Source organism: Sorangium sp. So ce406 (assembly GCF_051474675.1).
Taxonomy (GTDB): Bacteria; Myxococcota_A; Polyangia; order Polyangiales; family Polyangiaceae; genus Sorangium; species Sorangium cellulosum_G.
On the sequence record NZ_CP150340.1, the window covers coordinates 230,761 to 249,632 of the forward strand.

Consider the following 18,872-nt stretch of genomic DNA (forward strand, 5'->3'; position numbering starts at 1 on the left):
GTCGCGCGGCGCCCTCGCGGGCTTGCCACGTGGTCTCCCGGGATTAGGAAACGGGAGATGAGCACGAAAAAAGACCAGCAGACCGCCGATCCCAGGGCCGCGGGGCAAGCAGGGGAACAGCGGCCGTCGAACGTCCAGAAGGATCCGCGCGACTGGAAGACGGGCGACGAGCCGATGACGGGCGCGCAGGCCTCCTACCTGCACACGCTCGCGGAGCAGCAGGGCGAAGAGGTCCCCGACGACCTGACCAAGGCGGAGGCGTCCGAGAAGATCGACGAGCTGCGGGGCGCCGCGGGCGTCTCCGGCGGCGCGGGGGGAGCTGCCGGCGTCGAGAACACGCGCAAGGACCCCGAGCAGTGGAAGACGGGCGACGAGCCGATGACGGGCGCGCAGGCCTCGTATCTCCAGACGCTCTCCCAGGAGGCGGGCGTGGACTTCGACGCGAGCCTGACCAAGGCGGAGGCGTCGAAGCGCATCGACGAGCTGCAGGCGAAGACCGGGCGCGGGCAGAAGCCGCGGGAGTGACGGAGAGGCGCTTCACCCGCCGCCCGGCAGGCGTCAGTTGTCGAACCAGAAGACCACACGTGTCGACGGTCCCTTCTTCGCCGCGACCGCGCTGACGTACTGAAACAGAAGCACGAATTCGTCCGACGCCGCATCGAGGCTGAACTGCGCATGCTCGAGCGCCAGCCGGAGCTCGTGGACAGCGAGCCAGCTCGCGGAGTGCCAGTCAGGGTGGGCGATGTACCCATGGGTGGCCGGCGCCGTGAACGGCCCGCGACCTTCCCCGAACTCGGCGAACATGTGGATGTCACAGCCCATCGCGCCTCACCCATCCATGCGCCGAACGACTTTATCACGGCAGAGCTCGTCCGGGCGGGCCATCCGTCGCCCACGAAGGCCTTCTGTCTCCGCAGGTAGGTGACTCTGGGTGAGGAGCTGGCCGAGGCGGTAGCCGCGGGCGCCGTGTAGCGCGACGCCCGTGAAGCCGGCGGAGAGCGCTTCGACGGTTCCTCTATCCCGTTGACGCGCAGCTCGGTTTCGCGCGATCTATTCTCGGGGTCTCGTGCAGCAGAGGCGACAGAACTGACGTGTCGGGCCGCTGATCGCGGTGCCCCAGGAGGATCATCATGAAGCGCATCTTCTGGGTGCGGCCCGCGATCGTGGCCGCGGCCTGTCTCGCCGTCTTTCAAGTCGTCCAGGGCCGTGCGGCCCCGGGCACGGGGTCCGCGCGCTGGACCGTCTACGGCAAGGACCTCGCCAACACGCACAACGCGCCCGCCGAGAACGACATCGGGCCAGCGAACGTCTCGTCGCTCTCCGTGAAGTGGGCCTTCACCACGACCGGCAACGTCCCCGCGACGCCCGTCGTCGACGGCCACGCGGTCTACTTTCCGGACGGGGGCGGCAACCTGTACAAGCTCGACGCCGACACGGGGGTCCCGATCTGGACGCGCGCGATCGCCGACCTCTCCGGCACGGCCGGCGCCGTCTCGCGCACGAGCCCCGCGCTCCACGGCCACATGCTGTACGTCGGCACCCAGGCCGGCGCCCACATGATGGCGGTGGACAGCCGCACCGGCGATCTCCTGTGGAAGACGCAGCTCGACGCGCACCCCGCGGCGATCATCACGCAGTCTCCCGTCGTGCACGGCGGCCGCGTGTACGTGGGCGTCTCCTCGCGCGAGGAGCTCTTCGCGGCGGACAACGCGTACCCGTGCTGCTCGTTCCGCGGCAGCGTGGTCGCGCTCGACGCGGTGACCGGAGAGCTGCTCTGGCAGCGCTACCTGGTCCCCGCCGGCTACACCGGCGGCGCCGTCTGGGGCGGCGCGCCCGCGATCGACCTCGGGCGCCGCACGCTGTACGTGACCACCGGCAACAACTACACCGTGCCGCCGGACGTCTCCGCGTGCGTGGAGGCCGCCGGCGACGACGCCCTCGCCGTCGAGGCCTGCCTCCCGGAGGACAACTACATCGATGCCGTCCTCGCGCTCGACCTCGACACCGGCGCGCTGAAGTGGGCGCGGCGGCTCCAGGGCTTCGACGCCTGGACCGGCGCGTGCTTCTTCGGCGGCGACTGGTGCCCTGATCCGGCGGGCCCGGATTACGACTTCGGCACGGGCGCCACGCTGTTCTCGGCCGGCGCGGGGGCGGAGCGCCGCGATCTGGTCGGCGCCGGCCAGAAGAGCGGTATCTTCTGGGCGCTCGACAGGGACGACGGGAGCGTGGTGTGGAGCACGCTGGTCGGCCCCGGCGGGGAGCTCGGCGGCATCATGTGGGGAGTCGCCGTGGACGAGAGCAGGATCTACGTGCCGATCGGCAACAACGGCCAGGTCGAGTACACGCTGGAGCCCTCCGGGCAGGTCGTCTCGTGGGGATCGTGGAGCGCGCTCGACAAGGCGACGGGCGACATCCTGTGGCAGACGCCCGATCCCACGCCGGGCGCGCAGGACAGGGGGCCGCTGACGGTCGCGAACGGCGTGCTCTACGCCGGCTCGATGAGCGGCAACGTGCACGCGCTGAACGCCGCGACGGGCGCCGTTCTCTGGAGCCATCCGGCCGACGGCTCCGTCACCGCCGGGCCGGCGGTGGTGGACGGCACGGTGTACTGGGGGAGCGGCTACGAGAGCTTCGGCATCGGCACGCCGGGCAATACGCTGTTCGCGTTCGGCTTGCCGTAGCGCTGCCCCGCTGCCGGACGGTGGACACCGCCGCTCCGCGCGGCGGTGCGCCCTCCGCAGGGGGCCATTTCAGGCAGCACCGCTCGCCGCCGTGACGGCGTGTCCAGCGATGCTCACGCTCCGCCAAGGGTGGCCGTCAGTCGGCCACGAATCCTTTCCATCTCCGCAGGTAGCCGGCGAACGTCTCGGAGACGCCCCGCTCGTACAGCTCGGCGCGCGTGAGCGGCGGCCGCCGCGGTTGCCACGCGGGGTCGGCGATCCGCTCCGGCCAGTCGGGGTTGGTGATGGCGGCGCGCCCGAGCGCGACCGCGGTGGCGCCCCTGTCGAGGAGCGCCTCGGCCTCGGCGCGCGTCCAGACGCCGCCGGCGACGACGAGCGGCAGGCTCGGCCCCACCGCCTCGCGGAACAGCGGCAGCGGGTGCGCGTCCGGGCGCTTCTGCGAGGGCTTGCTCGAGTCCCACAGCGAGAGGTGGAGGAAGTCGGCGCCGTCCTCGGCCAGCCAGCGGGCGAGCGTCAGGTTCTCGTCGAGATCGAGCCCCTTGGCCTGGCCCCAGTCCTCGGGCGACAGGCGCACGCCGACCACGAAGGACGCAGGCACGGCGGCGCGGACCGCCCGGAGGGTCTCGCGCAGGAGGCGAGCCCGGTTCTCCCACGCGCCGCCCCAGCGATCGGCGCGCTGGTTCTGGGTGGCGGACAGGAACTGGCCGAGGAGGTAGCCGTGGGCGCCGTGCAGCTCGACGCCCGCGAAGCCGGCGGCGAGCGCGCGCGCCGCGGCGTCGCGGAAGCGGTCGATGGCGAGGAGGATGTCCTGCTCGGTGGCGGCGCGGGGGACGGGCAGGTCCGGCTCGGCGACGGCGCTGGCGCTCCACGTGGGCACGCCGGAGAGCCTGGGATCGGCCCGGAGGCCGCCGTGGAAGAGCTGGACGAGCCCCAGGGCGCCCGGGGCGGCGATCGCGGTCGCGAGCCGGCGCAGGCCGGGCAGCAGCCGGTCGGAGGAGATGCCGAGCTCGCCTTGCCAGGCCTGGCCGTCCTCGGCGACGTGGGCGGCGCAGGTCTCGACGACGCCGAAGCCGCCCTGCGCGCGGCAGGAGAGCCAGCGCAGCTCGTCGTCGCCCAGCGAACCGTCGTCGTGGCTTTGCCGGTTCGTGAGCGGGGCGAGCCAGACGCGGTTCCTGGCGGTGAGGCCGTTCGGGAAGGAAAAGGGAGAGAGCAGCGGTGAGGTCACGGGGCGGGGTCTAGCATTCGCAGGTGAGCGCTGCCCGCAACCTTGTCACGTCGACACCGGCGGTCGGGAGCCACTCCAGGACGCCGTCGATGGCCCGCTCGATTGCGCTGGGGTCGGCGCCGTCGCTGAGCATGTACTCCTCCGCGACGACCTGCCGTGGAACGTCGATCGCGAGCAGAGCCGCCGCAATGACAACCCCGGTGCGGTCTCTCCCCGACGTGCAGTGCACGTAAACCGGCCAGGCGAGCCCGGGGGCCACGAGCACGGAGAGGGCCTTGCCGAGCCAGCTCCTCACCCGGCGCTGCCGCGTGTCGTAGTTCTCGACGTCATCGTCCGCGGCGACATGTACATACGTGACTCCGGTGAGATGACCAGGGTCGGGGCCGCGCCGCAGGTTCAGTATCGTACCGGGTGAACCGAGATCGCCGGCGGTCGTCATGAGGTCGAGTCGCCCGCCGCGGAGCAGCCGGCCAGCAGGGATCGGCGAAACGTCGAACCAGAGCCCGAGGGCTTCGCCCACATCGCGGTAATTGGCGGGCCGGAAGGTCGTGTTCATGCGCCGCCCACCCCACGATCGATCCACGGACATGCCGTCGCGAGCGTCGGCTTCACAAGGTAAGGGCCATGTAGCGCGTGCCGGCCACCGGGTTGTGCCGGTAGGGAGCGACGTCCTTGAACCCGAGCGCCTCGTACATCGCCATCGCTCGAGCCATCGACGGGAGCGTGTCGAGGTAGATACGCCGGTACCCGATCGCGCGCGCCTCGTCGAGCACCCGAGCGACGAGCCGCTGACCGAGTCCGAGGCCGCGCTGCCCCGGCTGTACATACAGCCGCTTCATCTCGCAGTCCTCGGCGGTGATGGCCTGCAGCGCGACGCAGCCGCGCGGGACCTGCTCGACGGTACAGAGCAGGAGTCGACCCGACGGCGGGGCGTAGGACCCGGGCAGGCGCGCGAGCTCGCCGGCGAAGCCCTGGAAGCACAGGTCGACATCGAGCGAGGCCTGGTACTCGAGGAACAACGCGCGGACCTGCGCTATCTGCTCCGCGCTGGTGGCATACCCAATTTCGATCATCGACGCTCTCGCTGCCGCAAACGGGTGGGCACGACCTCGATGGTAAGGCAGGGCGACCTGCTGCGCCACTGTTCCCGACGTGCGCGTGCTTGACGGTGCGCATCCCACCCTGTGAGCACATGAAGCTCCCGGCGCGGCTCCGCGGTCCGGCGCCGAGGTCGAGCGGAAGGCCTCGCCGCTGCGCGACCGGCGAGCACCGGATCGGACATCGACTCCCCAGGTGCGCGCGAGTGCGCACTGACATCAAGCCTCGATCCGGGGAAATCTCGCTCGCCATCACGCCGGAGCGTCGGCCGGACTGCGCTGGATGGCGGCTTGGGCGACGCGCTTCCTGCGCGAGCGCGTGGCGAAATGCCGCAATGGGGCAGATGTGCAGCCCGCGCGTGGGTGGTGTCGACGGCTGATGAGGTGCCGTCATCGGACTCCAGCGCATTCACGCGAGCTCTTTGATTGTTATCCTTCCAACCAACGTTGAGCTCGTGCGCCTGGATCACGCTTTGCAGTCAGGCGGAACATGCACCAACAACAAGCGATGCTCGGATTGGGGATCATGGGTCTCGCGCTGACGCTCGGCTGCGTCGGCGAAGCTGGAACCGCCGAGGCGCTCGAGGAGAGCGCCCATGAATTCTCGACCACGCCGGGCGAGCCGAATCACGAGGAGATCACCCGCACCGCGCTGGCATTCCTGAAGCCTGCCGTGCTCGACGCCTTGACGATCGGCAATGTGGCCACAGACGTCGAGTTCCACTTCGCCAACACTGCCCACTTCGATGACTGCAACTTCAGCGGAGGTGCCGCCTTCGTCGCCGCGAAGCAAGCCGAGGCCGTGCGGGCGCTGGGCCCGGGCATAGCGCTGCTGGACGGAGATGCGCTGGCCATGCTGGCCTTCTCCAATTCGCTTCACGCGGTACAGGACTTCTACGCGCACACGAACTGGGTCGAGCTCGGCGGCGACGTCCTCGTGGACCAGTCGCTCACCGCGTTCCCTGCGCTCAGGCCGTACTCCGTGATCCCGTCGACAGGCTTCGTCGTCGTGCAGGGCGCCAAGCCGAAGGGAATGGCCTTGGTTCGCGACGACGACGCCCCGTACCCGGAGTACGCGGTCGTGACGGTCCGCGACCGGCGGACGACCGCCCCTGGGCTCGTCTCGGGTACGGTGGACTACGAGGCGGGCGACTACTGTCCGCGCCCGGTCGCGATGACCCACGACGAGCTCAGCAAGGACAAGACCTCATTGGCTGGTCGCACGGCGCAGCACCTGGCCGCGAAGTCGCTCGCGACCCAACAGACGCGTCACGAGTGGTGCCGGCTGAATCAGCTCGCCCGCGACGCGTGGGGCGACGCCGGAACGCAGCGCCTCGCGGCGTGGGTGGCCGATCCGAGCTCGGCGCCCGACTGCACACCGAGTAGTAGCCCCGACTCTACCCCGTCGGGCCCAGCGCCCGGGCCACATCCCCCGCATCAACCTGGATCCAGCACTCCACGATGAGGCCGTCACGGACCTTGTAGAAGCACGCGAGGGGCAGCTCGAAGGGCCCAGCGGGTCCCGTGCCGAGGAACCGCCAGAGCGACGCCGCCGACTCTCCCTCTCCGAAGAGCTGGTCCACCTCGCGCCGGTAGTCGGGCACGAGGTCGTAGATCGCTTGATCCGCCTTCCTCGTGGCGTCGCGGCCCTCCTTGACCAGCTTCCCGTTCCAGTGCTCGCGATAGTCCTCGTGCAAGAGGCCATATACAGTGTCCAGGTCGTGCTGGTTCCACGCCTGACCCAGCTTTCGTACCACGTCGACTGATTTCTGCTGCATTGGATGTCTCCTCGGACGCAGGGCGCCGTCGCGCCCGCGCCGGGGTCCGAGCACCCTGTGTGCCACCCGCGAAAGGCGCTTTTCTCCGGGGCCCTGCGGTGCGCGGTGCCGGCGCTGGCCTCCGTGTGCTGGAGGCTACAGCCGCCAGCCTTGCGGGCCGGGTTGCGCCGGCGCGGTGGCGCGTTCGGCCGCGCGCCGCCGCTCGGCCCGGGAGGGGTTCCACGCTAGACTGGCGGAGCGCTCATGGTCGAGCTCCTGCGCAACGCTCATTTCATCGTGATCGTCGATCGCACGACGAAGATCGTGAGGGTCACGCGCAGCGCCGAGCCGTTCGATTCCATCGAGCAGATCCAGCAGCAGTGCCTGGCGGTCACCGACGCGCTCGCCATGGTGGACCGGAGCGCGATGTCGCTGTTCCTCGACATCCGGGCGGCCCCGGGGCGAAACGATCCGACGTTCGAGGAAGCGACGCTGCGGCTGCGGACCGCCGCGGTGCGCGGCTTCCGCCGCGTGGCCGTCCTCGTGGGGACCTCCGCCGGGGCGCTCCAGGTCCGGCGCCATTCCCGCGAGGATGGCATCGATCGCATGATCAGCGACAGCGAGGACGAGCTGCTCGCCTACCTCACCGCCGTGCCGCGCCGCCGCTGATCGCTGTCTCGGCGTCGCACCTCTTTCCGCGCGACGCAGCGCGCGGCCTGCCTATACTTGCGTCGTGCCCACCGCCGAGGAGATCACGAAGCACCACGAGCCGGCGCCCGATCGGAGCCCGTGGGTGAACGGCCCACCGGAGCCGGCGCCGATCGTCGTCGTCGACCACGACGAGCGCTGGCCGCGGTTTTTCGATGTGGTCGCGCAGAAGATCCGCGCCGCCCTCGGCGACGCCGCGCTCGCGGTCGAGCACGTCGGATCGACCTCGGTGCGGGGGCTGGCCGCCAAGCCGACGATCGACGTCGACCTCACGGTCGCCGATCCCGCCGACGAGCTCTCGTACGTCCCCGCTCTTTCTCTCGCTGGATTCACGCTGGTCATTCGCGAACCAGAGTGGCACGAGCATCGGTGCCTCAAGCTCGCCGATCCGGACAGCAACGTACATGTCTTCGGCCCCGACTGTCCGGAGGTGATTCGCCACCGGATGTTCCGCCGGTGGCTCCTCGATCATCCGGAGGACCTCGAGCTCTACCGCCGGGCGAAGCTCGCGGCCGCATCCGAGATCTCGGCAGGGAGCGGCTCGGTGATGGACTACAACAGACACAAGGAGCCGGTAATTCGCGCGATCTACGAGCGGATGTTCCGCGCGAACGGCCTCATTCCCTGACGGGCGACCGCGCGCGCCGCGCCCCCTGCCGCCGTGCGACCGCCATCCTGGTAGTACGCCTCGTCGAGGGGCCGGGCTGGAGCGAGCACCCGGTGCAAAGGGGCGTCGTCGATCGACGGCAGCGCCGGCGCGGTCGGTGCGTTGACCCGACCGGCGCTGCCTGGCGTTTACCAGGCGTCGATCTCGTTCGAGAGCGGCACGCGCGCCGGCAGGCGGAAGAGGCGCGCGGCGAGCTGCTCGGAGAGCCCCGAGGCGAGCGCGTTGTACGCGCTGGCGTCCTCGTCGTAGCGCCGCCGCTCGATGCTCACCCGGTTGTCCGCGCCGGCGAGCTCCGCGTCGCGCTCGGGCGAGGGCGCCGCGCCCTCGTGGCGCGCGCGGGTGCGCTCCCGCCGCTCGACCACGTTCTCGACCTGCGCCCTCCTGCGCTGCACCTCGGCGCGCGCCTGCGCCAGCGAGGCGCGCGCCGAGAGGGTGATGCCGCCGAGCACGAGGACGATCCCCGCGAGGGCAGCGCCCGCCCAGCGGAGCCGCCGCCGCGCCGCGAGCTGCTGCGCCGCCTCGCGCTGCCGCCGCGCCGCGAGCTCCTCCACCGCCCGGCGCACGTGGTGCGGCGGTATCTCGAGCTCGGCGCCGACGCGCTCGAGATCCTCGATGCGGAGCCGATCCTTGTCCGCCTCGGCGAGGCGCGCGGCGAGCGCGATCACCTCGTCGACGTCCTCGTAATCGATCTTCTCGGACGGCTCTGCTTCCCGCTCCGTCGCGCGCGTCTTCATCGACGTTCCTCCTACCAGCTCGAGCTCGCCCCGCCGCCCCCGAAGGAGCCGCCGCCACCGCTGTAATCGCTGCCTGAGGAGGACGAGGAGGAGTACGACGAGGACGAGTAGGACGAGGACGAGGTTGAGCTCGACGCGGAGGACGAGCTCCACGACGAACCAGACGACGTGGCCGAGTTGTAGGGGCCGAGGAACCCTCCCACGGCCATCGAGCCGCCGATGAGGCCCATGAAGAGCGCATCGGAGAGCGACGCGTTCATGGCGTCCAGCGCGATCATGCCACCGGCGAGGGGCAGGGCGACGGCGATCGCGACGCCGATGGCCCTCAGGAACCCTATCCAGAGCTCCTCCGCCTCTCTCTTTCGAAAGAGGCTCAGTCCGCCGAGCAATCCGACAAGCGTCGCGAGGAGCGTCACGCCGAGGAACGAGCCTGCCTGCTTCGCGAGGTAGGTCGAGGCGGCGGCCTCGGAGCGCGCCCCGTAGGCCCATGCCGGCGCGAGCGTCGCGAGCCCCGGAACGACGATGATGGCGACGAGGGCCATGCCGGCCACGCGCCATTTCCCGCGCCGGGCGGCCATGTGCCCCTCGAGGTCGTCCAGCGTGGCAGGAGCGCGCGGCGCGCGCCGGACCACGAGGCCGAGCAAGAGGCCGAACAGCGCACCCAGCATGTGATGAGCGACGTAACGCCCCAGGACATGCTCCGACGGCGACCCGAGCACCGCCAGCGCCCCCCCGGCCCCCGCTCTGTGGGTCGCCGTGAGGGCGACCAGCCTGCCCACCACCAGGCGCGCGGCGCTGCCATATTGCGAGCGCCGGAGGTCGTCGCGGGAGTCGTCGAGGACCGTCCGGCAGACGCCGTCGGTCAGGATGTCCTCCAGGCCATAGCCCACCTCGATGCGCATCCGCCGATCGTCGATGGCGAGCGTGTACAGGACCCCGTTGTCCTGCTTCTTCGTGCCCCCGCCCCAGGCCTCGGCGATCTCCAGCGAGTAATCCTCGATGGGTACGCCGCCCGTGGTCCTCACGAGCAGCACGGCGATCTGCACTCCGGTCCTCTCGCGGTGCGCGAGGAGCTTCCGGGTGAGGTCGTCGCGCTCCTCCCGCGTCAGCACGCCGGCGTGGTCGTTCACCGCGGCCTCGATCGTCACAGCCGGCGCCGCGAGCGCGGGTGATGCTGTGAACAGCATCACGAGCATACCGAACGCGGCGGCGAGGAAGAGCCGCACTCCGCGGCCAAGCCCCACCACCGCCACCACCCCAGGCCACCCTCCCGTTCGAATTGAGCTCATCCGGCGGAAGAGAACCCGGGTCGAGGGGGAGAGCAACTCCGCAGCCCGGATCCGACGCGCGGCCGGCGGGGAGGTGAGGGCGGTGCTCGACAGAGCGACAGCGTATCCCGTCATGGATGCTCTCCCGCTTCCTCCAGGCTGGAGACCGCGCGCGGCCCTCGAGGTATGGTGGACGGTTCGCCCTTCTGATACGCTGTCGCCTCGTCGATCGGTCGGGCCGCAGCCACTCTCCAGGAGCCGGCGACCATGAAGCAGAGGAACAGCAAGGCGCGCCCCGCCCGCCCCGAGGCCGCAAAGAAGGGCCGGCGCGACGCCCACAAGGACGCCGCGGGCCGCGTGCACCTCACGGTCCATCGCGACCCCGCGAGCGGGCAGGAGCGCGTTGCGCTCAGGAGCCCGGTGTTCCAGGAGGCGTGGCAGAACGACGTCGCGACGGCCGCGGCGAACACGGCCTATGCCGTCCTGCGCGGGGATCCGAGCGTGGACGGCGCGATCGAGCTGGCGCGGAACGCGATGGCGGCCACGTCGCGGCTCGCGGCGGGGCTCCTGGCGCGCGCGCCCGGCGGCGCGGTGGCGTGCAGGGCGGGCTGCGATCACTGCTGCCATCAGGCGGTCGGGGTCACGCCGCCGGAGGCGCTCGCGATCGTCGACCACCTGAAGAGGGCCCTGTCGGACGCAGCCCTCGAGCGCGTGGCGCGGCGCGTGTCCGACTGTCACGAGAGGACGCGCGAACTGCCGTCGTCGGAGCGGTTCTCGCCGGACCACCCGTGCCCTTTCCTGGAGTCGGGCCGGTGCTCGATCTACGAGGTTCGACCGCTCTCTTGCCGAGGAATGAACTCGCTCGATGCGGGAGAGTGCGCGACCCGGCTGCGGGACCCGGAGGCGCGCGCCGCGTTCCTGGCGAGCGGGCAGGGCGGCCGCTCGTTCATGGAGCCGATCCGCGCCTTCCAGGCCATCAGCGCCGGTCTGCAGCTCGGCCTCTCCGAGCTCTTCCGCCTCGACATGCGCCCTCTCGAGTTGACCGCGGCCGTGCACCTGCTCCTGACCGGGCCGGAATCGCTCGCCGCCCAGTGGATCCGCGGGCAGCGGCCGCTCGAGCCGGCGCGCGGCGCCGACCAGGGGAAGGATCCCGGCCTGAGCGGGCCCCTCGACGCGCTGGGCCGCGCGTCTCGCCGGGATCCGTGAGCGCGCTCAGGCCTTCAGCTCGGTGAACTCCCCCGGCTTCGTGATGCCGGCGTCCGCGTTCCTGCTGTCGAACTGCCCCCATGTCTCGACGGGCCCGCCGCCCGGGGCCTTGCACCCGACGGCGTTCATCAGCGTCACATAGAGCCTGTTGATGGGGACGTTGCCGGTGTTCGAGCCCGTACCGAAGCCGACGCTGGTGTCGTCGCCCGTGCAGTCCGCCTCGCTGTTGCCGGTGCCGAGCGTCCTGCCCTCGAGGTTCACGACCTGGCCCTGCTTGAGATAACCCCCCGCGCTGCCGGCGATCACGATCGGCAGGTTGTTCGTGTTGTGGGCGTTTCCGTCGGCCAGCTCCGGGAGCCACATCGTGGCGGTGTTGTCGAGCAGCTTGCCGTCGCCCTCCACGATGCTGTCGAGCAGGGTGACGAGCCGCACATACTTCTTCGCGTACCAGGCGTCGATCTCCGCGATCATGTCGAGCACGCCGTTCTTGCAGGTCCCGCCCACCTGGAACGAACCGTTCCGGTGCGAGAGGCCGTGGTGGTCGGCGTCGTGCTGGATGCCGTCCCAGCCGAAGGTCACGTAGCCGGGATACACGAGGATGATCGACCGGTTCATGTCGCAGATCATGCTCAGGGCGATGAGGTTCATCATCATGTCCCCGCCGGCCGTGAACGAGGTCGTGAGGCCGCCGCCGAACCCGCCGCCCGAGCTGGCGTCGTTGACCGCGCTGGCCGTGACGCCGATCGTGGTCGCGGTCGCGTCGGTGCACGCCGCGGGGGTGAGCTGCTGCTCCGTGCTGCGGAGCAGATCGAGCCAGTCGCTGACCCGGCGCTGGTCGGCCTTGCTCATGTTGAGCGACTGGTAGCTCCGGAGGTCTTCGCGGACGAGATCGATGGCGCTCTCCCCGCGCCGCACGCGGTAGTCGCCCTCGGTCATCGCCCCGCCTCCGAACAGCCCGGTGAGCTGGTTGTACACCGTCTTGGGGTTGACCACGGCCGGGAAGGCGGTGTTCGGCGCCGAGAAGGACAGCACCTCCTTGATGCTGGTGCTCGACGGCCCCACCGACAGCACCAGCGGGCTCGCCCCGCCCGGGTTGATCTGCCTGGCGATCTCGTGGTCCAGCGAGTGGGACGTCGCATACCGCGTCTTGTCGTCGTTGATGAGCGCGCAGGTGAGCTTCGAGCCCATCGCCTGATCGTGCGGGTCGATGGTCTGGATCTCCGCGTAGGAGTTGAACATCTTCAGGCCGCGCGGGAACAGCAGCTTCGACGCGAACGGCGTCAGCCCGGCCAGCGTGGTGCCCGCGAGGTGCTCGGCCGTGAGGGGGCCGTTCTCGATGGTCGGGAACCAGCGGTTGGTGAGACATCCATTGTGGGTGTAGAAAATCACCATGCGCCTGGGCGCCGACGACGCGGCGGGCTGCGCCTTGACCTCCTTCTCGTGGAGCGAGCTCAGGAACGGCGCCGCGAGCGCGGCGCCTGCAACACCCTTCAGAAAGACTCTGCGCTTCATGGGCCTACTCCAGCTCAATGGCTCGGGTCCGGAACGACGGAGACTGCGTGAGGTCCGTCACGAGATCGAGGATCGTGTAGCCTCCGGCGGTGATCTTCGCGGTCAGATCGTTCACCGTGCACTCGTCCAGCGGGTGACCATCGCGCTCGTAGGCATACGAGACCCACTTCTGCGCGTACTGGCGCTGCGCGTTCCGGGAGGCCGCGAGCTTCGCCATCAGATCGGCCGGGCTCGCGACCTCGACGGGCTCCCCGTCGATGCGCACGTCCGCGACCGTGTCGATGGGCGCGCCGGTGAGCGCTTCATGCGTCTGCCACGCCCCGACGGCGTTGTACGCCTCCATCACGAAGCCCGGCGGGTTGATGAAGCTGTGATGGCACGCGGCGCACGCGGCGCCCGCCGTCTGCGCGTCCACGCGCTTGCGGTTCGTGTCGAGATCGGCCCCTTCCGGCAGCGGCGTCTCGAGCGCGCCGGGGGGCGGGGTGCCCGGGTCGATGCCGAGCACGTCCTTGGTGATGAACACGCCGCGGAGGATCGGCGAGGTGCGGTTGTACGACGAGTACGCATTGAGAAAGCCGACGCGCGTCAGGAACCCCGGCCGCTGGATCGGGTCGAGCGTGACCTCCTGGAGCTCGGGCCCGAAATTGGCGGGGTCGAGCTCGTAGAGCGGCGCCGTCGCCGCGTTCACGAAGGCGATCGGGCTGAGGAAGAGCTCCTGGAACCCTTCGCCGCGCGTGAAGGCCACATGATCGAAGAAACGCTCCGTCTCTTCCGCCATGATCGGGATGAGCGAGCGATCGAACGCGGGGAACATCGTCGTGTCGCGCTGCGCCGAGTCCCAGCGCGTGTTCGGCCCGAGCTCGAGGTAGTATCGATGGAAGCTGGCCACCATCTGCCGGGCCCTGGGGTCTTGCAGCATCCGCTGGGCCTGCGCCAGGATCTGCGCCGGGGTCGATAGCTGTCCCTGATCGGCGGCCTGGTTCAGCGCGTCGTCCGGGATCGTCCCCCAGAGCATGTACGAGAGACGGGACGCGACCTCGTGGCTCGACAGCGCGAAGCTCCCGGCGTCGCCGGGCGCCTCCGTGATCTCCGCGCGCTGGATGAACGAGGGGGAGATCAGGAACATGTACAGCAGCGCCTCGGCGACCTCCTCCGGGGTCCCGTTCTCGGTGATCTGGGGGCCTTTCGCCGCGATCGCGTCGAACCTCGCCACCTCCGCCTGCGTCAGCGGCCGGCGGAAAGCGCGCCGCCCGAACTCGACGATCGTGTCGTGCAAGCACGCCGCGCCGTCGCCGCTGGGCGTGCACTTCAGGAAGTTTTTCTTGAGCGCGGGGTCGGCCATCACCTGCGCGGCGATCATCTCGGCCACGGACATGTAGGCGCTCCAGCCCAGATCCGTGAGGCTGCCTGCCTGGTCCGTCGCCAGCAGCGTCGACGGCGCCACGTTGCCCGACGCGGCGAGCGCCGTGACGCCCAGGAGATCGCGGACCGTCCTGTCGTACTGCGCGTTCGTCAGGCGCCGGATCTGAGAGGTCGGCGCGATTCCGGGCTTGCACTCCGTGCCCCCGTTCGGAGAGCCCGGCGATCCCGGCTTGCCGTCCGCGCCTCCGGCGGGACTCTCCCCGCCCGGCCCCGTGTCGGCCGGGCCGTGGTCGTCCCCGACCGAACCCACACAGCCAGCCGCGAACGTCGCGGCGGCGATGACGCCGCTCCTCCAGGTGTACATGGCGCTCACCTCAGGTGTTGTGTCCAGCTCAGAGAACCTAGACAAGAAGCAGCGAGGGCGGTTTTTGCGACCAGCACGGGAAGGCCGATCGAGCCGCTGCTCCTCGCGTCAATCATCATCTCATGTCGGCATGATGAACGGCAATGCCGTCTCCCGGAGGCGATCTCATTTTGTGGCGTTCGACGATCCAAATTTCTATCAAAACATCGGGACATCTCGACGTTCAGGCTCACAAGACATCCGGGGGACATCTCGACGTTCAGCATCGAAGCTGACCTCCTCTGCGCCCGTGTGGCGCCGTCTGCGGGCGCGCTGTCGCGCACGACGTCATCCCTGGCTCCGCAGCGTCACGCGCCGAGGTAGCGCGCAGGTACGTGCGGGACGGATCCCGCCCCAGCGATCCCACGGCTTCACGTCGAGGGTAAGAGCCGAGGACCTGGCGGCGTCTCATGGACGCGGCGCCAGTGCCGCTTTCGACCTGTCGAGGAGGCCAGCATGAACGGCAACCATTCCACGGCCGCAGCGTCGCTGCTGCGAGCTCTGGGTTCCGAGGAACGAACGGCGATCGACGCGTGGCTCGGCCGCGCGGCGCTCTTGACGCTCCGGTACGGGCTCATCCTGATCCTGCTGTATTACGGCGCCTTCAAGTTCACGGAGGCCGAGGCCCGCGCCATCGAACCCTTAATCGCGCCGAGCCCGCTGCTCGGCTGGACCTATGCGTTCATGGGTGTGCAAGGGGTCTCCAGCGTGATAGGTGTGACCGAGATCCTCATCGCGTCGTCGATCGCGCTGCGCCCCTGGTCGGCCAGAGCCTGCGCGATCGGCAGTCTGGCGGCGGTGCCGACATTCGTCATGACGTTGAGCTTTCTGTTCACCACGCCGGGCATCTGGGTGGACGTGCCTGGCTTTGCGCTGCGCGTGCCGAACGAGCTCGGCGCCTTCGTGCTGAAGGATGTGTTCTTGCTCGGCGCAGCCCTGCTCAGCGCTGCCGAAGCCCTGGCGGCGTATCGGCAGGCCCGAGCTGCATCCTGAACGCCGGCGGCGAGCTACCGGACCGCCGCGGCGCACAAACCGCCTCGAGCGAAAAGGCGAAAGGCTCGGTCACGATCCGCTAGACTCACCCGGGAGACTGCATGACCGCTCTCGAAAGAACTGACGCCGCGTGGCTGCTCGATCTGCGGGATCCAGGGCCCAAGGGTGCGCTGGCCCAGCGCGAGCTGCGCGAGCTCATCGTGCGGGCGCTGCACCGGGGGCTCGCGCGGCGGCCGGAGGCCAGCGCTCTGATCGAGGACCTCGCGCAAGAGAGCATGTTGCGCATCCTGGCCAAGCTCGATTCATTTCGAGAAGAGAGCCGCTTTTCGACCTGGGCCATCGCGATCGCCTTACGGGTCTCCTTCAGCGCCTTGCGACGCCGGTACTGGCGGGACGTGCCGCTCGATGCGCTCACCGCCGGGTCCCCCATCGAAGCTCCCAGCACATCCGGCATGTCGGAGCCCTTCGAAGACAGCGCCCCGACGCCGGAGCAGGCGATCGCGAGGCGCGAGATCGTGACGCTGTTGCAGCGCTGCGTGGCAGAGACGCTCACCGACCGGCAGCGTCAGGTCGTGCTGGCCGAGCTGCGGGGCATGCCGCAGGAAGAGATCGCAGCCCAGCTCGGAAGCAATCGCAACGCCATTTACAAGCTGTGCCACGACGCACGTCGTAGCTTGCAACGAGCGCTCGAGCAGGCGGGCTACTCCGCAGAGACCGTGCGTTGGGCCTTCGAATGATCGGTCGAGGGGAAAGTCTCATGCTCTTGAAGCCGTCAGAACTGAAAATGCTCGTGCAGGCCACGCTCGTCACGCGTGAGCAGGAAATCGGCTGCGACACCTGTCTCGATCGGGTGGCTGCCTATGCCGAGGTGCATCTGGCAGGGCTGCCCACGCCCGAAGCGCTGCGCCTGGTCGAGGAGCACCTGGCCATCTGCGGCGAGTGCCAGGAAGAGTTCGCGGCCCTCGCCGCGGCGCTCGATGAGGGCGCCGCCCGCTGAGCGGGGTATGGCTCTCGCGGCGCGGACCCTGCCGACGCGACGCGCACCCGGGAGGCCCTGGCTTGCGCAACCCGGCGGGGCCGCGCTCAGTCGCTCGGCGCGAACACGATCGGATACACGACAGTGACGCGCCCGCCCTCGGGTACTGGAAATTTGAGCTCTCTGAAGCCGGCGACCACGCAGCGCACGACATCCTTGTTGGGCATTGGCTTGCCCGGCGGACTCGCCGCCGTGTCGCGCGCGAAGCGCTCGAACTCCTGGTCTTGACGTAACTTCTCGTCGATTGACACGTCCGTTCCAGGCGCGAGCTGGATCGGAGCGTCGGCGTCTCCAGCGTACGCAACCGAGCCGTCGCGGTCGATCAGGAAGCGGACGGCGACGCGGCCCTCGAGCTTCGGGTCCTTGGCCAGAGCCTTCTCGTAGCACGCGCGGAACGACGTGAAGTTATCGCGAACCACGGCTCGAATCGTCTCCGGCGGGAGGCGCCCGCGGAGCGGAGGTTGGGCCGCCGTCGCCGAGGATACGGGCGCGCCAGCGCTGGGGGCCGGGGCCGGGCCAGGTTCCGCGATGGTGCTGCTGGCTGTCTGGTCCGGCGCGGCAGTCGACGGCTTCGGCAACTCCGGCGGGGGGACAGGTCTCCCGGAGCTACACGCCAGCGCGCCCGAAACAAGGGCAACCGCGAGCGGCCCCAGGGCGACGAAGCGATTGAATGTGCCACCGCATGTGCGCAGGCGCCGTGTCTCAGGGGTCTCGCCACGTTCCATGTGGCCTCCATACAACGACGGAGGCCGCGCGTCACGACCGACACTTGCGCTGCTTCATCGACGTTCCTCCTACCAGCTCGAGCTCGCCCCGCCGCCCCCGAACGAGCCGCCACCGCCGCCGTAACCGCTGCTCGAGGACGATGAGGAGGACGACGAGGAGTACGAGGGCGAGGAGTACGAGGACGACGACGAGGAGGTCGAGCTCGAGGCGGAGGACGAGCCCGAGGACGCTGCCGAGCCGCTGGCGGGCAGGAGGGTCATGGCCGGGATCATGCCGAACAGGAAGCACATGAAGAGCGCCATGAAGAGCGACGGGTCGGTGGCGGTGAACCCGAACAGACCAGCGGCGAACGGGACGACAATGGCGATCGCGATGCCGAAGAACCTCAGGCGGCGTATCTCGGGTTCCTCCGAGGCTCTCTTCAGGAAGAGGCTCCGTCCGGCGACCAGGCCCATCAGCGTCGCGATGAGCATCACGCCGAGGAGGGGGCCTGCCTGCGTCCTCAGGTAGGTCGAGGCGGCAGCCTCGGAGCGCGCCCGGTAAGCCCAGGCCGACGCGAACGCCGCGAGCCCTGGGATGATGAGGAAGGTGAGGATGGCCGTGGTGGCGCTGAGCAGCTTCCCTCGCTGGGCCGCCATGTGCTGCAGGAGATCGCCAAGCCGCGCAGGGGAGCGCGGCGCGCGACGGACCACGAAGCCGAGCAGGAGGCCGGACAGCACACCCAGCGTATAATGGGCGACGTAACGCCCCAGGACGTGGTCCGACGGCGACCCGAGCACCGCCATCGCCCCACCCGGCCCCATCTTCTCTTCCGCCGTGATGGCGACCAACCTGCCCACCACGAAGAGCGCGGCGCTGCCATATTGCGAGCGCCGGAGGTCGTCGCGGGAGTCGTCGAGGACCGTCCGGCAGACGCCGTCGGTCAGGATGTCCTCCAGGCCATAGCCCACCTCGATGCGCATCCGCCGATCGTCGATGGCGAGCGTGTACAGGACCCCGTTGTCTTGCTTCTTCGTGCCCCCGCCCCAGGCCTCGGCGATCTCCAGCGAGTACTCCTCGATGGGCACGCCGCCCGTGGTCCTCACGAGCAGCACGGCGATCTGCACGCCGGTCCTCTCGCGGTGCGCGAGGAGCTTCCGTGTGAGTTCGTCGCGCTCCGCCTGCGTGAGCACGCCCGCGTGGTCGTTCACCGCGGCCTCGATCGTCACAGCCGGCGCCGCGAGCGCGCTCGATGCTGTGAACAGGAACACAAACGCACCGAGCACGGCGGCGAGGAAGAGCCGCACTCCGCGGCCAAGCCCCACCACCGCAGCCACCCCAGGCCACCCTCCCGTTCGAATTGAGCTCATCCGGCGGAAGAGAACCCGGGTCGAGGGGGAGAGCAACGCCGCAGCCCGGATCCGACGCGCGGCCGGCGGAGCAGGGGAGGGCGGTGCTCGACCGATGTCGACGACCGCCGCCGTCGACCATCGACAACGATTCCCGCACGACTGGCGA

The 18,872-nt window shown here is 69.9% G+C and carries 20 protein-coding genes and 1 pseudogene; 10 read left to right on the plus strand and 11 right to left on the minus strand.

Annotated features, from left to right (window positions below; all coding sequences use genetic code 11):
* Window positions 1–57: 57 nt before the first annotated feature.
* Together WME96_RS00860 and WME96_RS00865 are read left to right on the plus strand one after the other, a co-directional pair.
* Window positions 58–297: pseudogene (locus WME96_RS00860) on the plus strand (DUF3072 domain-containing protein); the annotation flags it as partial.
* Window positions 280–525: a DUF3072 domain-containing protein gene (locus WME96_RS00865; protein WP_437292435.1), complete on the plus strand. Its 246-nt coding sequence runs from the start codon at window positions 280–282 to the stop codon at window positions 523–525. The pseudogene WME96_RS00860 and the gene WME96_RS00865, both read left to right, overlap by 18 nt.
* 33 nt (window positions 526–558) lie before the next feature.
* Here WME96_RS00865 and WME96_RS00870 read toward each other — a convergent pair whose 3' ends face one another.
* Complete coding sequence (locus WME96_RS00870) at window positions 559–804, minus strand: hypothetical protein (RefSeq protein ID WP_437288287.1); 246 nt, start codon at window positions 802–804, stop codon at window positions 559–561.
* A 326-nt stretch (window positions 805–1,130) separates the two neighbouring features.
* On the opposite strand from WME96_RS00870, the gene WME96_RS00875 reads away from it, so the two are divergent.
* Window positions 1,131–2,681 carry an outer membrane protein assembly factor BamB family protein gene (locus WME96_RS00875; RefSeq protein ID WP_437288288.1) on the plus strand — a complete coding sequence of 517 codons (1,551 nt, stop codon included), beginning with the start codon at window positions 1,131–1,133 and terminating at the stop codon, window positions 2,679–2,681.
* 136 nt (window positions 2,682–2,817) lie between these two features.
* Here the strand turns inward: WME96_RS00875 and WME96_RS00880 are convergent, their stop codons facing one another.
* Genes WME96_RS00880 through WME96_RS00890 form a run of 3 tightly spaced genes read right to left on the minus strand, consistent with a single transcriptional unit; the run spans window position 2,818 to window position 4,979 of the window.
* Entirely contained in the window at window positions 2,818–3,906 is a 1,089-nt protein-coding gene (locus WME96_RS00880) for a HisA/HisF-related TIM barrel protein (protein ID WP_437288289.1), read from the minus strand.
* Between the two features lie 10 nt (window positions 3,907–3,916).
* Complete coding sequence (locus tag WME96_RS00885) at window positions 3,917–4,462, minus strand: tyrosine-protein phosphatase (RefSeq protein ID WP_437288290.1); 546 nt, start codon at window positions 4,460–4,462, stop codon at window positions 3,917–3,919.
* Window positions 4,463–4,514: 52 nt separating this feature from the next.
* Window positions 4,515–4,979: a GNAT family N-acetyltransferase gene (locus WME96_RS00890; RefSeq protein WP_437288291.1), complete on the minus strand. Its 465-nt coding sequence runs from the start codon at window positions 4,977–4,979 to the stop codon at window positions 4,515–4,517.
* A 514-nt stretch (window positions 4,980–5,493) separates the two neighbouring features.
* On the opposite strand from WME96_RS00890, the gene WME96_RS00895 reads away from it, so the two are divergent.
* Complete coding sequence (locus tag WME96_RS00895) at window positions 5,494–6,468, plus strand: hypothetical protein (RefSeq protein ID WP_437288292.1); 975 nt, start codon at window positions 5,494–5,496, stop codon at window positions 6,466–6,468.
* Here WME96_RS00895 and WME96_RS00900 read toward each other — a convergent pair.
* A complete protein-coding gene (locus tag WME96_RS00900) occupies window positions 6,401–6,781 on the minus strand; it encodes an ester cyclase (protein WP_437288293.1) in 381 nt (126 codons plus the stop codon). The two genes, WME96_RS00895 and WME96_RS00900, sit on opposite strands and share 68 nt — an antisense overlap.
* A 243-nt stretch (window positions 6,782–7,024) precedes the next feature.
* On the opposite strand from WME96_RS00900, the gene WME96_RS00905 reads away from it, so the two are divergent.
* Together WME96_RS00905 and WME96_RS00910 are read left to right on the plus strand one after the other, a co-directional pair.
* Window positions 7,025–7,429 carry a hypothetical protein gene (locus tag WME96_RS00905; protein ID WP_437288294.1) on the plus strand — a complete coding sequence of 135 codons (405 nt, stop codon included), beginning with the start codon at window positions 7,025–7,027 and terminating at the stop codon, window positions 7,427–7,429.
* A gap of 64 nt (window positions 7,430–7,493) precedes the next feature.
* Entirely contained in the window at window positions 7,494–8,096 is a 603-nt protein-coding gene (locus tag WME96_RS00910) for a GrpB family protein (protein ID WP_437288295.1), read from the plus strand.
* A 167-nt stretch (window positions 8,097–8,263) separates the two neighbouring features.
* Here the strand turns inward: WME96_RS00910 and WME96_RS00915 are convergent, their stop codons facing one another.
* Window positions 8,264–8,869, minus strand: coding sequence for a hypothetical protein (locus tag WME96_RS00915; RefSeq protein WP_437288296.1), 606 nt, complete (start codon window positions 8,867–8,869; stop codon window positions 8,264–8,266).
* 11 nt (window positions 8,870–8,880) lie between these two features.
* The gene (locus tag WME96_RS00920) at window positions 8,881–10,158 is read right to left on the minus strand and encodes a TPM domain-containing protein (RefSeq protein WP_437288297.1); all 1,278 of its coding nucleotides are present in this window, start codon (window positions 10,156–10,158) and stop codon (window positions 8,881–8,883) included.
* A gap of 246 nt (window positions 10,159–10,404) precedes the next feature.
* Here WME96_RS00920 and WME96_RS00925 point away from each other — a divergent pair, with 246 nt between their 5' ends.
* Window positions 10,405–11,343: a YkgJ family cysteine cluster protein gene (locus WME96_RS00925; protein WP_437288298.1), complete on the plus strand. Its 939-nt coding sequence runs from the start codon at window positions 10,405–10,407 to the stop codon at window positions 11,341–11,343.
* A gap of 6 nt (window positions 11,344–11,349) precedes the next feature.
* Here the strand turns inward: WME96_RS00925 and WME96_RS00930 are convergent, their stop codons facing one another.
* Entirely contained in the window at window positions 11,350–12,855 is a 1,506-nt protein-coding gene (locus WME96_RS00930; RefSeq protein ID WP_437288299.1) for a DUF1552 domain-containing protein, read from the minus strand.
* A gap of 4 nt (window positions 12,856–12,859) precedes the next feature.
* Entirely contained in the window at window positions 12,860–14,581 is a 1,722-nt protein-coding gene (locus WME96_RS00935; protein ID WP_437288300.1) for a DUF1592 domain-containing protein, read from the minus strand.
* A gap of 495 nt (window positions 14,582–15,076) precedes the next feature.
* On the opposite strand from WME96_RS00935, the gene WME96_RS00940 reads away from it, so the two are divergent.
* From WME96_RS00940 to WME96_RS00950, 3 genes are all read left to right on the plus strand, one after another.
* A complete protein-coding gene (locus WME96_RS00940; protein WP_437288301.1) occupies window positions 15,077–15,613 on the plus strand; it encodes a DUF417 family protein in 537 nt (178 codons plus the stop codon).
* Window positions 15,614–15,714: 101 nt separating this feature from the next.
* Window positions 15,715–16,350, plus strand: coding sequence for an RNA polymerase sigma factor (locus tag WME96_RS00945; protein WP_437288302.1), 636 nt, complete (start codon window positions 15,715–15,717; stop codon window positions 16,348–16,350).
* 20 nt (window positions 16,351–16,370) lie between these two features.
* Complete coding sequence (locus WME96_RS00950) at window positions 16,371–16,610, plus strand: hypothetical protein (protein ID WP_437288303.1); 240 nt, start codon at window positions 16,371–16,373, stop codon at window positions 16,608–16,610.
* A gap of 86 nt (window positions 16,611–16,696) precedes the next feature.
* Here WME96_RS00950 and WME96_RS00955 read toward each other — a convergent pair whose 3' ends face one another.
* Window positions 16,697–17,374 carry an AgmX/PglI C-terminal domain-containing protein gene (locus WME96_RS00955; protein ID WP_437288304.1) on the minus strand — a complete coding sequence of 226 codons (678 nt, stop codon included), beginning with the start codon at window positions 17,372–17,374 and terminating at the stop codon, window positions 16,697–16,699.
* 69 nt (window positions 17,375–17,443) lie between these two features.
* Complete coding sequence (locus tag WME96_RS00960; RefSeq protein ID WP_437288305.1) at window positions 17,444–18,640, minus strand: TPM domain-containing protein; 1,197 nt, start codon at window positions 18,638–18,640, stop codon at window positions 17,444–17,446.
* Window positions 18,641–18,872 lie beyond the last annotated feature (232 nt).